This is a genomic window from Pseudomonas donghuensis (genome assembly GCF_000259195.1).
GTDB lineage: Bacteria > Pseudomonadota > Gammaproteobacteria > Pseudomonadales > Pseudomonadaceae > Aquipseudomonas > Aquipseudomonas donghuensis.
Map to the genome: position 1 here is coordinate 53,568 of NZ_JH650767.1, position 13,624 is coordinate 67,191.

The following is a 13,624-nucleotide window of genomic DNA, read 5'->3' on the forward strand; positions in this document are numbered from 1 at the left end:
CTCGAAGGCGGCAACTGGCAGTTCATCCTCGGCACCGACGAACTCGGTCGCGACCTGCTCTCGCGCTTGATCCAGGGCTCGCGCCTGTCGCTGCTGATCGGTCTGTCGTCGGTGGTGATCTCGCTGATCCCGGGGATCTTCCTCGGTCTGTTGGCCGGGTTCTTCCCGCGCATCCTCGGGCCGTCGATCATGCGCCTGATGGACGTGATGCTGGCCCTGCCCTCGCTGCTGCTGGCGGTCGCGATCGTCGCCATCCTCGGCCCTGGCCTGATCAACACCGTGATCGCCATCGCCATCGTCTCGTTGCCATCCTATGTGCGCCTGACCCGCGCGGCAGTAATGGGTGAACTGAACCGCGACTACGTCACCGCCGCACGCCTGGCCGGTGCCGGCCTGCCACGGCTGATGTTCGTCACCGTGCTACCCAACTGCATGGCGCCGCTGATCGTCCAGGCCACCCTGAGCTTCTCTTCGGCGATCCTCGACGCTGCCGCCCTGGGCTTCCTCGGCCTTGGTGTGCAGCCGCCAACCCCCGAGTGGGGCACCATGCTGGCCTCGGCCCGCGACTACATCGAACGCGCCTGGTGGGTCGTGAGCCTGCCTGGCCTGACCATTTTGCTCAGCGTGCTGGCAATCAACCTGATGGGTGACGGACTGCGCGATGCGCTGGACCCGAAACTCAAGAATGCCGCCTGAGGAGATCGCCATGTCACTTCTGCAAATCAAGAATCTGAATGTGCGCTTTGGCGACGCCAATGCGGTACCGGTGGTCGACGGCCTGGACCTGTCGGTCAATGAAGGTGAAGTCCTGGCCATCGTCGGCGAATCGGGCTCCGGCAAGTCGGTGACCATGATGGCGTTGATGGGTCTGATCGACGCCCCCGGGCGTATTACCGCCGACGCCCTGACCTTCGACGGCACCAACATGCTCAAGCTCAGCGGCCGGCAACGACGCAAGGTGGTCGGCAAGGATATGGCCATGGTCTTCCAGGACCCGATGACCGCTCTCAACCCCAGCTACACCGTGGGTTTCCAGATCGAGGAAGTCCTGCGCCAGCACCTCGGACTGCGCGGCAAGGCTGCCCGCCAGCGTGCCCTGGAGCTGCTCAAAAAAGTTGAAATCCCTGGCGCCGAAAGCCGCCTGGACGCCTACCCGCACCAGCTTTCCGGCGGCATGAGCCAGCGGGTGGCAATCGCCATGGCGATTGCCGGCGAGCCCAAGCTGCTGATCGCCGACGAACCGACCACCGCCCTCGATGTGACCATCCAGGCGCAGATCATGGAGCTGCTGCTCAACCTGCAAAAAGAGCAGAACATGGCCCTGATCCTGATCACCCATGACCTTGCCGTAGTGGCCGAAACAGCCAAACGGGTCTGCGTGATGTACGCAGGCCAGGCCGTGGAAGTGGGTCAGGTGCCCGAACTGTTCGACGTACCGGCGCACCCCTACAGTGAAGCCTTGCTGGCGGCGATCCCCGAGCACAGCCAAGGCGCCGAGCGCCTGGCGACCCTGCCGGGCATCGTCCCCGGGCGCTACGATCGCCCCGAAGGCTGCCTGCTGTCGCCGCGCTGCCCGTACGCGCAGGACAACTGCCGCCGGCAACGGCCAACCCTCGACCCCCAGGCCCATAGCCAGGTGCGTTGTTTCTACCCGCTGAACCAGGAGGTGGCGTAATGACCGTCGTCCTTACCGCCCGTGAACTGACCCGTCACTACGAGGTTTCCCGTGGCCTGTTCAAGGGCCATGCCCTGGTACGCGCACTCAACGGTGTGTCCTTTGAACTGGAAGCCGGCAAGACCCTGGCTGTGGTTGGCGAGTCCGGCTGTGGCAAGTCGACCCTGGCCCGGGCCCTGACCCTGATCGAAGAGCCGTCTTCCGGTTCGCTGAAGATCGCCGGCCAGGAAGTCGCCGGGGCCAACAAGGCCGAGCGCAAGCAACTGCGCAAGGACGTGCAGATGGTCTTCCAGAGCCCTTACGCCTCGCTCAACCCGCGGCAAAAGATCGGCGACCAGTTGGGCGAACCGCTGCTGATCAACACCAACCTGAGCAAGGCCGAACGCCGCGAGAAGGTGCAGGCGATGATGCAACAGGTCGGCCTGCGCCCCGAGCACTATCAGCGCTACCCGCACATGTTCTCCGGTGGCCAGCGCCAACGTATTGCCCTGGCCCGGGCGATGATGCTGCAACCGAAAGTGCTGGTGGCCGATGAACCGACTTCGGCCCTCGACGTATCGATCCAGGCCCAGGTGCTGAACCTGTTCATGGACCTGCAGAAGGAGTTCAACACCGCCTACGTGTTCATTTCCCACAACCTGGCGGTGGTGCGCCATGTGGCGGATCAGGTGCTGGTGATGTACCTGGGCCGGCCAGCGGAAATGGGCCCCAAGGAGGATATCTACAGCAAGCCGCTGCACCCTTACACCCAGGCGCTGCTGTCGGCGACACCGACCATTCATCCGGACCCGCTCAAGCCGAAAATCAAGATCGCCGGCGAGCTGCCCAACCCACTGAATCCGCCACCTGGCTGTGCCTTCCACAAGCGCTGCCCGTATGCCACTGAGCGTTGCGCGGTGGAGGAACCGGCGTTCCGCCAGGTAGGGACGCGACAAGTGGCGTGCCACTACGCCGAGCAGTTCCTGTAACCGCATCGCGGGTCAAGCCCGCTCCCACAGTGCACTGTGTGGGAGCGGGCTTGACCCGCGATTGGCCCCTCCATCACTATCCAGCAATGACCCCAACCCCTATCCCCGACGGCCCGGAACAAACCCCGGAAACCGCCGCCACCGTCCTGCGCTACCACCTGTGCTGGAAGCATCGCGACCTCGACGGGGTCATGGCCTTGTATCACCCCGATATCCACTACAACGACTTCTTCCAGAACCGCGTCTTGCACCTCGACCAGCTGCGCGAATACGTGCGCGTGAGCATGCCCCGCGAAGCCGATGAAGACATCGTCCACAGTGACCGCATCCGCGTCGACGGCTGCACCGCCTTCATTCAGTATCAGGTCACCCTGCGCGGAGGCGAAGGCCTGGTGGCGTTCCAGTCCAGCGAAGCGATCACCGTGCGCGACGGTTTGATCTGGCGGGTCAACGAGTACGCCTCGTTGGTCCGTGCCCCCAGCCAGGCCCCCGGCCACAACGACCTGCGCCCGGCAGTCAGCCGCTTGGGCCTGTCGCCGCGCCAGCTGAGCTTCATGGCCCAGGACCTGGAACAGTACTTCCGGCACCAGCAACCCTACCTCGACCCGGAGCTGGACCTACAGTGCGTCGCCCGCGAAAGTGGCTACAGTCGTAACCAGATCTCCTACCTGCTCAACCAGGTGCTCGGCCAGAGCTTCTACCGCTACGTCAACCAGGCCCGCCTGCAACACCTGCTGACCAGCCTGGAGGCCAGCACCACAGTCGCGCGTGTCGACGAGCTGGCCTTTGCCGCCGGCTTCAACTCGCTGTCGGCGTTCTACAAGTGTTTTCGTCAGCACACCGGCCTGTCGCCCAAGGCCTACGTGAAGCAGAATTCTCTGCGTGCACGCACGTAAGACACAGCGCCCCGCAAGCTTCTAGGATCGCCACAGACCGTTACCGATGTGGAGCCGAACAATGCTGGCATGGCGCAGTATCAGCCTGTGGATGGACCAACTCGATGAGCCGTTGGCCTCACGCCCGGCGCTGCAACAAGACCTGGACGTCGACGTCTGCATCATCGGCGCTGGCTACACCGGGCTGTGGACCGCCTACTACCTCAAACGCCTGGCGCCGCAACTGAACATCGCCATCGTCGAAGCGCAGATCGCAGGCTTCGGTGCTTCCGGGCGCAATGGCGGCTGGCTGATGGGTAACCTGCTCGGCGAAGACCGCCTGCTCGCCGGCTGCACGCCCGAACAGCGACGCGCCAGCTATGACCTGCTGCACGGCATCCCCGATGAAGTTGCCCAAGTGCTCGAGCGCGAAGGCATCGACTGCGACTACCGCAAAGGTGGCGTGCTGTATTGCGCAGCACGCTACCCCGAGCAGGAAACCAGCCTGCGCACCTACCTGAACAAATGCTACAAACAGGGCCTGAGCGAAGCCGACTACCGCTGGCTGAGCCCCGATGAGCTGGCGCTCCAGCTGCGTATCAGCCGCCCCTATGGCGCAATCTTCAACCCCAATGTCGCCACCATCCAGCCGGCCAAACTGGTACGCGGCCTGGCCCGTACGGTGGAGGCCATGGGCGTGAAACTCTTTGAGAGTAGCCCCGTCACCCAGTGGCGCGCCGGCGAGGTGCGTATGTTGCAGGCACGGGTCAAATGCCAGTGGCTGGTGCCGGCGGTCGAGGGCTACTCGGTCAATCTGCCGCCACTGGGCCGCTATCAAATGCCGGTACAGAGCCTGCTGGTGGCCACCGAACCGCTGCCCGAACAGACCTGGGAGCAGATCGGCCTCAACCGCGGCCAAGCCTTCAGCGAGAACAGCCGTCAGGTCACCTACGGTCAGCGCACCCTCGACAACCGCCTGGTGTTTGGCGCCCGTGGCGGCTACCGCTTCGCCGGGCGCCTGCGTGACAACTTCGACCTCACCGACAGTGAAATCGAACTGCGCCGCTACCTGTTCGGCGAACTGTTCCCGCAGCTCAAGAACGTCGCCATCACCCACGCCTGGGGCGGCAACCTGGGCATGGCCCGGCGCTTCCAGCCGCACATGTTCTGCGACCGCAAACAGCGGATTGCCCTGGCGGGTGGCTACGGCGGCGAAGGCGTCGGCGCCAGCAACCTGGGCGGGCGAACCCTGGCCGACTTGATCCTGGAGCGGCGCAGCGTGCTTACCGAACAGCCCTGGGCCAACCACGACCGGGCCCTGCACAGCCTGCCCGGCTGGGAGCCTGAACCCTGCCGCTGGCTGGGTTACAACGCAATCATCAAGAGTTTCGTCCATGAGGACCAGACCCTCGCCGCCCCCTCCAGCGCCCCCTGGCGCCGACGCCTGGCCAGCGGCGTGGCGGACTTCATGGAAGGCTTCATGCGCTGACTTTTCGTTCCCCCTGCACAGGACTCACCGGTATGAGCATTACCCAGTTCAAGAACACCGACAGCGTCACCCTCGACGACTCCAACCCGGTGGCCGTACCGCTCGGCGAGCCGGTCTCGATCGCCTCGGTAACCTGCGTCGAGCGCAGCGATGGCGTCGAAACCGGCATCTGGGAATGCACCCCGGGGCGCTGGCGCCGGCAGATCGTCCAGCAGGAGTTCTGCCATTTCATCAAGGGCCGCTGCACCTTCACCCCTGACGGTGGCGAACCGCTGAGCATCGAAGCCGGCGACGCCATCCTGCTACCGGCCAACAGCACCGGCACCTGGGATATCCAGGAGACCGTGCGCAAGACCTACGTGCTGATTTTCTGATCATTTGATCGCCTGCCTCCTTCGATAAAAAACAGACCAAGCAAGGAATCCAGACATGCGCCCATTGCTCTTCGCACCACTATTGCTGGCCGCCTCCATCGCCCAGGCGGCCGATACGGTGAAAATCTACAACTGGTCCAGCTACATCGCCCCCGACACCCTCAAGCACTTCCAGCAGGCCAGCGGCATCGTGCCGACCTACGACGTGTTCGACAGCAACGAGACCCTCGACGGCAAGCTGATGACCGGCAACTCCGGCTACGACGTGGTGTTCCCCTCCAACCACTTCATGGCCCGGCAGATCCAGGGCAAGGCGCTCAAACAACTGGACAAGCGCCAGCTGCCCAACTGGAAAAACCTCAACCCGGTGCTGCTCAAGGCCCTGGAGGTCAACGACCCGGGCAACCAGTACGGCTTCCCGTACCTGTGGGGCAGTACCGGGATCGGCTACAACATCGACAAGGTCAAGGCGGTGCTGGGCGACAACGCCCCGGTGGATTCCTGGGACCTGATCTTCAAGCCCGAGTACATCAGCAAGCTGAAAAGCTGCGGCGTGGCGGTGCTCGACAATGGCCCGGAACTACTGCCGATCGCCCTCAACTACCTGGGCCTGGCGCACCACAGCCAAGACCCGAAAGACTACGACAAGGCCAAGCAACTGCTGATGACCGTGCGCCCGTACATCAGCTACTTCCACTCCTCCAAGTACACCGGCGACCTGGCCAACGGCGATATCTGCGTGGTGGTGGGCTTCTCCGGCGATGTGCTGCAGGCCAAGAACCGGGCAGAAGAGGCGAAAAATGGCGTGAAGGTCGGCTATTCGATTCCCAAGGAAGGCGCTCCGATGTGGTTCGACATGGTCGCCATGCCGGCCGACGCACCAGACGAGAAAGCCGGCTACGCCTATATGAACTACCTGCTGCAGCCTGAAGTGATGGCCAACATCAGCAACCATGTGCAGTACGCCAACGGTAACCTCACGGCCGACACCCTGGTCGACCCGGCGCTAAAAGCCAACGGCATGATCTACCCCAGCGACCAGATGCTCGGCAAGCTCTATGCCCTGGAAGCGATGCCGGCCAAGATCGACCGCATCCGCACCCGGATCTGGACCAGCATCAAAGCGGGAAACTAAGCCTTCGGCCAGCTGCAAGCGCCAAGCTTCCAGCTGCAAAAAAAAAAAGCAGACCGCGCACGGTCTGCTCTTTCTTGACGCTTGAAGCTTGAGGCTTAAGTTAGTGATGCTCGCGGGTCGCGCGGAACTTCACATCCGGCCAGCGCTCTTCCATCAGCGCCAGGTTGACCCGGGTCGGGGCCAGGTAGGTCAGGTGACCGCCACCGTCGATGGCCAGGTTTTCCACGGCCTTGTTCTTGAATTCCTCGAGCTTCTTCTTGTCGTCGCAGCTGATCCAGCGCGCCGACCAGACGGTGATGGGCTCGTAGGCACACTCGACCTTGTACTCTTCCTTCAGGCGGCTGGCGACCACATCGAACTGCAGCACACCGACGGCGCCGAGGATGATGTCGTTGCTGCGCTCGGGGAAGAACACCTGGGTCGCACCCTCTTCAGCCAGTTGCTGCAAGCCCTGGCGCAGTTGCTTGGACTTGAGCGGGTCTTTCAGGCGCACGCGGCGGAACAGTTCCGGAGCGAAGTGCGGAATACCGGTAAAGCCCAGGGCCTCGCCTTCGGTGAAAGTATCACCGATCTGGATGGTGCCGTGGTTGTGCAGGCCGATGATGTCGCCGGCCCAGGCCTCTTCCAGTTGCTCACGCTCGGAGGAGAAGAAGGTCAGCGCATCGCCGATGCGCAGGTCCTTGCCGGTGCGCACGTGGCGCATTTTCATGCCTTTTTCGTAACGGCCCGAGCAGATACGCATGAAGGCGATACGGTCGCGGTGCTTGGGGTCCATGTTCGCCTGGATCTTGAACACGAAACCGCTGAACTTCTCTTCGGTCGGCTCGACGGCGCGCTCGTTGGCCTCGCGCGGCAGCGGGCGTGGCGCCCAGTCGACGACCGCATCGAGCACGTGGTCGACACCGAAGTTGCCCAGCGCGGTACCGAAGAACACCGGGGTCAGCTCGCCACGCATGAATTCGCCCTGGTCGAACTCGTGGCAGGCGCCCTGCACCAGCTCCAGCTGCTCAAGGAAGCGCTCGTACTCGTCACCCAGGTGGGCGCGGGCTTCATCGGAGTCGAGCTTCTCGATGATCTTCACCTCGGTGCGCTCGTGGCCGTGGCCCGGGGTGTAGACGATGATGTAGTCGCCCGCCAGGTGGTACACGCCCTTGAAATCGCGGTAGCAACCGATCGGCCAGGTGATGGGTGCGGCCTTGATCTTCAGGACCGCTTCGATTTCATCGAGCAGTTCGATCGGGTCGCGGATGTCACGGTCAAGTTTGTTGATGAAGCTGACGATCGGCGTGTCACGCAGGCGGCAGACGTCCATCAGGGCGATGGTCCGTGGCTCGACCCCTTTACCGCCGTCGAGCACCATCAGCGCCGAGTCGACGGCGGTGAGGGTACGGTAGGTATCTTCCGAGAAGTCTTCGTGGCCCGGGGTGTCGAGCAGGTTGATCATGTGCTCGCGATAGGGGAACTGCATCACCGAGGTGGTGATGGAGATACCACGCTGCTTCTCCATTTCCATCCAGTCGGAGGTGGCATGGCGGTCGGACTTTCGCGATTTCACCGTACCGGCAACGGCAATCGCCTTGCCCATCAGCAGGAGCTTCTCGGTGATGGTGGTCTTACCCGCATCGGGGTGGGAAATAATGGCGAAGGTGCGGCGTTTCGCGACTTCGGCGGCCTGGTTGGTCATGGGAAATCGCCTGGCAGGTGATTCAAAAAAAGGGCGCAGATTATAGCCCAAATTTGCCCCCGAACTGAACCGTTGGGTTAATCAGCGCTGGCCAAATGCCGCTTCAGATGGGAACCTTTAAGGCTGTGGAGGCGTCCACTCCCCTGATCCGCAATCGGTCATGACCGTTCGTCAGGGTTGGTTTCACCGGCACTACGAGCCTGACGAGGCTTCGCTTATGGCGTGTTCCGCTCCGTTTTCGGACAACGCGCTGCTTATCGCGATCACACTGCCTGCCGCCTGGAATGGTGGCTGCCACGGGAGTGTGTTCGCCGACAACAAAAGGAGTCCGCCTGTGGCTAAAAGCTATGGCAAGGGGCTGATGGGATGTGCCTTCGTGCTCGTCATCCTGGCCCTGCTGATCCACTGGATCGGCATCGATACGATCGCGCACTACCGCGCCGATCTGTGGTTCTACCTGCAAGCGCACCTGATGCTGGTGTTGCTGTCGATGGTGGCGGCGCTAGCCGTGGGCATACCCGCTGGGATTGCCTTGAGTCGACCACATCGGGTCGACCGCGCCGAACGCTTCATGCAGTTTTTCAACATTGGCAACACCATCCCCCCTTTGGCCGTTCTGGCCATCGCCCTGAGTTTCCTGGGCATTGGCGCCGGTCCCGCCGTCTTCGCGCTGTTCCTCGCCTCCCTCCTGCCCATCGTACGCAACACCTACGAAGGCCTGAAAAACGTTCCCGCCTCGCTCAAGGAAGCCGCCACCGGTATCGGCATGACCCCGCGCCAGACCCTTTGGCGGGTCGAGTTGCCCAACGCCGTGCCGATCATCGTCGGCGGTGTGCGGGTGGCCCTGGCGATCAACGTCGGTACCGCGCCGCTGTCGTTCCTGATTGGCGCCAATAGCCTGGGCAGCCTGATTTTCCCCGGCATTGCCCTGAACAATCAGCCGCAACTGCTGCTCGGCGCTGCCTGTACCGCCCTGCTCGCCCTGGTACTCGACGCCCTGGTGGCGCAGTCCAGCCGCCGTTGGCTTGAACGCGGCCTGGCCCACTAAGCGAAGGAGCTCCCATGAAAAGAATCGCCTTGTTGCTGGGCGCGGCCCTGCTGTTCGCAGGATTTGCCCAGGCCGCGACCAAACCTGTGATCCGCCTCGGTGCGCGGGTCTTCACTGAACAGACGGTGCTGGCTGAAATCACTGCCCAGTACCTCAACCAGAACGGCTTTGACGTGCGTATCACCGGCGGCCTGGGCAGCAACCTTGCCCGCAGCGCCCACGAAACCGGCCAGCTGGACATGGTCTGGGAATACACCGGTGTTTCGCTGGTGTCCTACAACCATATCGACGAACGCATGCCCAGCGCCGCCGCCACCTACGCCAGGGTCAAGGAACTGGATGCCAAGAAAGACCTGATCTGGCTGACGCCGTCGAAGTTCAGCAACACCTATGCCCTGGCCCTGCCGCGCAAGGTCGCTGAGCAATACCCGCAGGTCAACAGCATCAGCGAACTGAACCAGGTGCTGCGCGACGAGCAGGGCCGCATCCACGTGGTGGCCCTGGACACCGAGTTCGCCAACCGTCCCGATGGCCTGGTGGGCCTGAGCGAAACCTACGACCTGCAGCTGACCCGCCGCGACATCCGCCAGATGGACGCCGGCCTGGTCTACACCGCGCTACGCAACGGCCAGGTGTTCAGCGGCCTGGTGTACACCACCGACGGGCGCCTGAGCGCCTTTGACCTCAAGCTGCTGGAAGACGACAAGCACTACTTCCCCGATTACACCGCAGCCCCGGTGGTGCGCAAGGCCGTGCTCGACGCCCACCCGCAACTGGCCAGCCTGCTCAAACCCCTGGCCGAACAGCTCGACGACGAAACCATGCGCCAGCTCAACGCCAAGGTCGATGTCGAACACCAGAGCCCGGGCAAAGTCGCCGCCGAGTACCTGCGCCAGCATCCTCCCGCACAGGAGCAGCCATAACATGCTCGATACCTTTACCCACCTGGACTGGGCCCAGGTCCTGCACCTGACCTGGCAACACATCACCCTGGTCGGCATCGCCGTCAGCCTGGCGATTGTCATCGGCGTGCCGCTGGGCATCCTCATGACCCGCTTCCCGGCTCTCGCCAGCCCGCTGCAAGCCGCCGCCACGGTGCTGCTGACCATCCCCTCGATCGCCCTGTTCGGCCTGCTGCTGCCGTTCTACTCCACGTTCGGCCAGGGCCTGGGGCCACTGCCGGCGATTACGGCGGTGTTTCTGTATTCGCTGTTGCCGATCCTGCGCAACACCTACCTGGCCCTGACCAACGTCGAGCCGGGCATCCGGGAAGCCGCCCGCGGCATCGGCATGACCTTCGGCCAGCGCCTGCGCATGGTCGAGTTGCCCATCGCCGTGCCGGTGATCCTCGCCGGTGTACGTACCGCCGTGGTGATGAACATCGGCGTCATGACCATCGCCGCGACCATCGGCGCCGGTGGCCTGGGCGTACTCATCCTCACCTCCATCAGCCGCAGCGACATGTCGATGCTGCTGGTCGGTGCCGTGCTGGTGAGCCTCTTGGCCATCATCGCCGACCTGCTGCTGCAAATCCTGCAACGTGCCCTGACTCCAGAAGGACTGCGCAAATGATCGAACTCCAGAACCTCAGCAAGACCTTCCACGCCAACGGCAAAGACGTCAAAGCCGTCGACTCCGTCAGCCTGACCGTCAACGAAGGCGAGATCTGCGTGTTCCTCGGCCCGTCCGGTTGCGGCAAGAGCACCACGCTGAAGATGATCAACCGCCTGATTGCGCCGACCTCCGGCAAGGTGCTGATCAACGGCGAAGACACCACCGGCCTCGACGAGGTGACCCTGCGCCGGCGCATCGGCTATGTGATCCAGCAGATCGGCCTGTTCCCCAACATGACCATCGAGGAGAACATCACCGTGGTCCCGCGCCTGCTCGGCTGGGACAAGCAGAAATGCCACGAGCGCGCCCGCGAGCTGATGAGCATGATCAAGCTCGAACCCAAGCAGTACCTGCAGCGTTACCCCCGAGAGTTGTCCGGTGGCCAGCAACAGCGCATCGGCGTGATCCGCGCCCTGGCCGCCGAAGCACCGTTGCTGCTGATGGACGAGCCGTTCGGCGCGGTCGACCCGATCAACCGCGAGATGATCCAGAACGAGTTCTTCGAGATGCAGCGGGCGTTGAACAAGACCGTGATCATGGTCAGCCACGACATCGACGAGGCGATCAAGCTGGGTGACAAGATTGCGATTTTCCGCGCCGGCAAGCTGATCCAGATCGACCACCCGGACACCCTGCTGGCCCATCCTGCGGACGATTTTGTCAGCAACTTCGTTGGCCAGGACAGCACCCTCAAGCGCCTGCTGCTGGTGCGTGCCGAAGACGCCGCCGACAACGCGCCGGCGGTAAGCCCGCAAACGCCGGTGGCCGATGCATTGGAACTGATGGACGAACATGACCGTCGCTACCTGGTGGTCACCGACGGGCAGAACAAAGCCATGGGCTATGTGCGCCGTCGCGACCTGCATCGCCAGCAAGGCACCTGCGCCGACTTCCTGCGTACCTTCAACGCCACCGCCTCGCACGATGAGCACCTGCGCATCCTGCTGTCGCGGATGTACGAATTCAATCGCTCGTGGTTGCCGGTGCTGGATGCCGAGCAGGTGTTCCTCGGCGAGGTGACCCAGGAATCGATTGCCGCCTACCTGAGTTCGGGGCGTTCGCGTGGGGGCAAGACCTGCATTGTCTCGCCGGCACAAGCGCTGGCCTGACACTGAAAAGCATCGCTGGCAAGCCAGCTCCCACAGGGTCCGGTGTCCACCTACCCTGTGGGAGCCGGTCTTGCCAGCGGCCCCTGCTGCTTAAAACCCTACACTGGCCTGCACATAGAAGGTGCGCGGCTCACCCAGGTAGATCCCCGCGTTGTTGTCGCTGGAGCGGGTGTAGTACTGCTTGTCGAAGATGTTCTTCACCCCGGCCGCCAGCTTGAGGTTCGACAGTTCCTTGCCGAAGTCATAGCCGCCGCGCGCCGCCCAGGTCACGTAGCCCGGAATGTCGCCGTACTGGCCATCGGCACTCGGCTCGGTGATGTAGTTGCCGTTGAAGCTGCCGTCGGCATTCATGCCGGTACCCGGTGCGCGCTGTTTCGATTGGGCGTAGGCATCCAGGTTCCAGGTCCAGCGATTGATCTCATAGCGCAGCCCGGCATTGACGATCTGCCGCGAGTAAAACGGCAGGTCGCGCCCCTTGAAGCCCGGGATCTCGCCTTCATAGGTGGCACGGGTGTAGGTGAAGCCGGCATTGGCGCTCAGCCCCTGCAGACGCGGATCAAGCCCCGACAGGTCGTAATGCATCGAGGCTTCGATGCCCTGGTGCTTGGTCGCCCCGAGGTTGGTCCAGCCGATGTCGTTGCTGATGTACTGCAGCTCATCATCGAAGTCGATGTAGAACGCGGTCAGCTCCCCCCCCCAAGTGCCGTTGTTGTAGCGGGTACCCACTTCATAGGTCTTGGCTTTCTCGGCTTGCAGGCCGTTGGCGGTCTGATCGCCGCTGCCGCCCTGGCCAAGCTGGAAGTACTGCAGGCTGCCGAACGAGGTTTCGTAGTTGGCGAACAGCTTCCACTCATCGGACAGGTGATACATCACGCTCAGTGCCGGCAGCGGTTCGTTGCTGGTCACGCTGCGGTTCTTTTCCTGCACCGGCACACCGTTGGTGCCGCGCACCGGGCGCTCGTGCCAGTCGGTGTTGATGTGCTCGAAGCGAATGCCCGGGGTGATGGTCCAGTTGCCGACATCGATCTTGTCATCGATGTAATAAGCGCTGGCTTCGGTACCGCCGGTTCGGTCCTGGAACACATGGCCGTCGGAGGTCGGGGTGACGGTCGGCACGTTGTTGATCAGCGCCAGGCGGGTCGACTGCTCGTGCATCGCCTCTTTCAGGTAACGGTAACCGACGCTGACTTCCTGAGTGGTGGGGCCGGCGAAGAAGATCCGTGAAACCCGTGGCTCAATGGCGAAGGTGTGGTAGCTGCGCGGGTACGACGACAGGGTCTTCTGGTCGCGGGCAGCGATGCTGCTGCCACGGAAACTGTCGGTGTAGTAGGTCTGCACTTCGAACTGGGTGACGTCGTCGATCTGGCGCAGGTACTTGAAGGATACGTCCTTGCGTCGGCCGCTGAACGTGTCGTAATCGCGGTCGGACTGGTACGGGTCGTCGTCGAATTGGGCCTGGGTCAGGCCGCCGGGCATGTCGGCCTTGGCGTCGTAGTAATGGAAGTTGAGCCAGAACTCGTCGCTGTCGGTGACTGCCCAATGGGTCTTGAGCAACACGTCATCGATGTCGTTGTCGTTGTTGCTGCTGCGGTAGCCGTTGCCATTGACTCCGGAGTACAGCAAGGCTGCCCCCAGGCCATTGTCGGCGGGGGC

The 13,624-nt window shown here is 63.1% G+C and carries 12 protein-coding genes and 1 pseudogene; 11 read left to right on the forward strand and 2 right to left on the reverse strand.

The window, feature by feature from the left end:
* From UW3_RS27095 to UW3_RS0115535, 7 genes and pseudogenes are all read left to right on the forward strand, one after another.
* Positions 1–696 (forward strand): annotated as a pseudogene (locus tag UW3_RS27095) (ABC transporter permease subunit); the annotation flags it as partial.
* Positions 697–706: 10 nt separating this feature from the next.
* Positions 707–1,675 carry an ABC transporter ATP-binding protein gene (locus tag UW3_RS0115510; protein WP_010223425.1) on the forward strand — a complete coding sequence of 323 codons (969 nt, stop codon included), beginning with the start codon at positions 707–709 and terminating at the stop codon, positions 1,673–1,675.
* Positions 1,675–2,643 (forward strand): peptide ABC transporter ATP-binding protein, encoded by a 969-nt coding sequence (locus UW3_RS0115515; protein WP_010223426.1) that lies wholly within the window; start codon positions 1,675–1,677, stop codon positions 2,641–2,643. Before UW3_RS0115510 ends, UW3_RS0115515 begins: the two co-directional genes overlap by 1 nt.
* A gap of 86 nt (positions 2,644–2,729) precedes the next feature.
* Complete coding sequence (locus tag UW3_RS0115520; RefSeq protein ID WP_010223427.1) at positions 2,730–3,539, forward strand: AraC family transcriptional regulator; 810 nt, start codon at positions 2,730–2,732, stop codon at positions 3,537–3,539.
* 61 nt (positions 3,540–3,600) lie between these two features.
* Positions 3,601–5,007, forward strand: coding sequence for an NAD(P)/FAD-dependent oxidoreductase (locus UW3_RS0115525; RefSeq protein ID WP_010223428.1), 1,407 nt, complete (start codon positions 3,601–3,603; stop codon positions 5,005–5,007).
* Between the two features lie 32 nt (positions 5,008–5,039).
* A complete protein-coding gene (locus UW3_RS0115530) occupies positions 5,040–5,381 on the forward strand; it encodes a cupin domain-containing protein (protein ID WP_010223429.1) in 342 nt (113 codons plus the stop codon).
* A 55-nt stretch (positions 5,382–5,436) separates the two neighbouring features.
* Positions 5,437–6,516: a polyamine ABC transporter substrate-binding protein gene (locus tag UW3_RS0115535; RefSeq protein ID WP_010223430.1), complete on the forward strand. Its 1,080-nt coding sequence runs from the start codon at positions 5,437–5,439 to the stop codon at positions 6,514–6,516.
* Between the two features lie 100 nt (positions 6,517–6,616).
* On the opposite strand, the gene UW3_RS0115540 is transcribed toward UW3_RS0115535, so the two are convergent.
* Positions 6,617–8,200, reverse strand: coding sequence for a peptide chain release factor 3 (locus tag UW3_RS0115540; protein WP_010223431.1), 1,584 nt, complete (start codon positions 8,198–8,200; stop codon positions 6,617–6,619).
* A gap of 334 nt (positions 8,201–8,534) precedes the next feature.
* On the opposite strand from UW3_RS0115540, the gene UW3_RS0115545 reads away from it, so the two are divergent.
* The 4 genes from UW3_RS0115545 to UW3_RS0115560 are packed head-to-tail and all read left to right on the forward strand — an operon-like array spanning position 8,535 to position 11,971.
* Positions 8,535–9,248: an ABC transporter permease gene (locus tag UW3_RS0115545; RefSeq protein WP_010223432.1), complete on the forward strand. Its 714-nt coding sequence runs from the start codon at positions 8,535–8,537 to the stop codon at positions 9,246–9,248.
* Between the two features lie 14 nt (positions 9,249–9,262).
* Positions 9,263–10,171: a glycine betaine ABC transporter substrate-binding protein gene (locus UW3_RS0115550; RefSeq protein WP_010223433.1), complete on the forward strand. Its 909-nt coding sequence runs from the start codon at positions 9,263–9,265 to the stop codon at positions 10,169–10,171.
* A 1-nt stretch (position 10,172) separates the two neighbouring features.
* Positions 10,173–10,820: an ABC transporter permease gene (locus UW3_RS0115555; RefSeq protein WP_010223434.1), complete on the forward strand. Its 648-nt coding sequence runs from the start codon at positions 10,173–10,175 to the stop codon at positions 10,818–10,820.
* On the forward strand, positions 10,817–11,971 hold the full coding sequence (locus tag UW3_RS0115560) for an osmoprotectant ABC transporter ATP-binding protein OsmV (RefSeq protein WP_010223435.1): 1,155 nt from the start codon (positions 10,817–10,819) through the stop codon (positions 11,969–11,971). Before UW3_RS0115555 ends, UW3_RS0115560 begins: the two co-directional genes overlap by 4 nt.
* A 90-nt stretch (positions 11,972–12,061) precedes the next feature.
* Here UW3_RS0115560 and UW3_RS29650 read toward each other — a convergent pair.
* Positions 12,062–13,624: TonB-dependent receptor family protein (locus UW3_RS29650; RefSeq protein WP_010223436.1), on the reverse strand; the 1,563-nt coding region annotated here is incomplete at its 5' end.

Coding starts and splice junctions, on each gene's coding strand:
- UW3_RS0115540 (WP_010223431.1), bottom strand. CDS start 8,200: ATGACCAACCAGGCCGCCGAAGTCGCGAAACGCCGCACCTTCGCCATT.
- UW3_RS0115510 (WP_010223425.1), top strand. CDS start 707: ATGTCACTTCTGCAAATCAAGAATCTGAATGTGCGCTTTGGCGACGCC.
- UW3_RS0115550 (WP_010223433.1), top strand. CDS start 9,263: ATGAAAAGAATCGCCTTGTTGCTGGGCGCGGCCCTGCTGTTCGCAGGA.
- UW3_RS0115515 (WP_010223426.1), top strand. CDS start 1,675: ATGACCGTCGTCCTTACCGCCCGTGAACTGACCCGTCACTACGAGGTT.
- UW3_RS0115555 (WP_010223434.1), top strand. CDS start 10,173: ATGCTCGATACCTTTACCCACCTGGACTGGGCCCAGGTCCTGCACCTG.
- UW3_RS0115525 (WP_010223428.1), top strand. CDS start 3,601: ATGCTGGCATGGCGCAGTATCAGCCTGTGGATGGACCAACTCGATGAG.
- UW3_RS0115520 (WP_010223427.1), top strand. CDS start 2,730: ATGACCCCAACCCCTATCCCCGACGGCCCGGAACAAACCCCGGAAACC.
- UW3_RS0115530 (WP_010223429.1), top strand. CDS start 5,040: ATGAGCATTACCCAGTTCAAGAACACCGACAGCGTCACCCTCGACGAC.
- UW3_RS0115560 (WP_010223435.1), top strand. CDS start 10,817: ATGATCGAACTCCAGAACCTCAGCAAGACCTTCCACGCCAACGGCAAA.
- UW3_RS0115535 (WP_010223430.1), top strand. CDS start 5,437: ATGCGCCCATTGCTCTTCGCACCACTATTGCTGGCCGCCTCCATCGCC.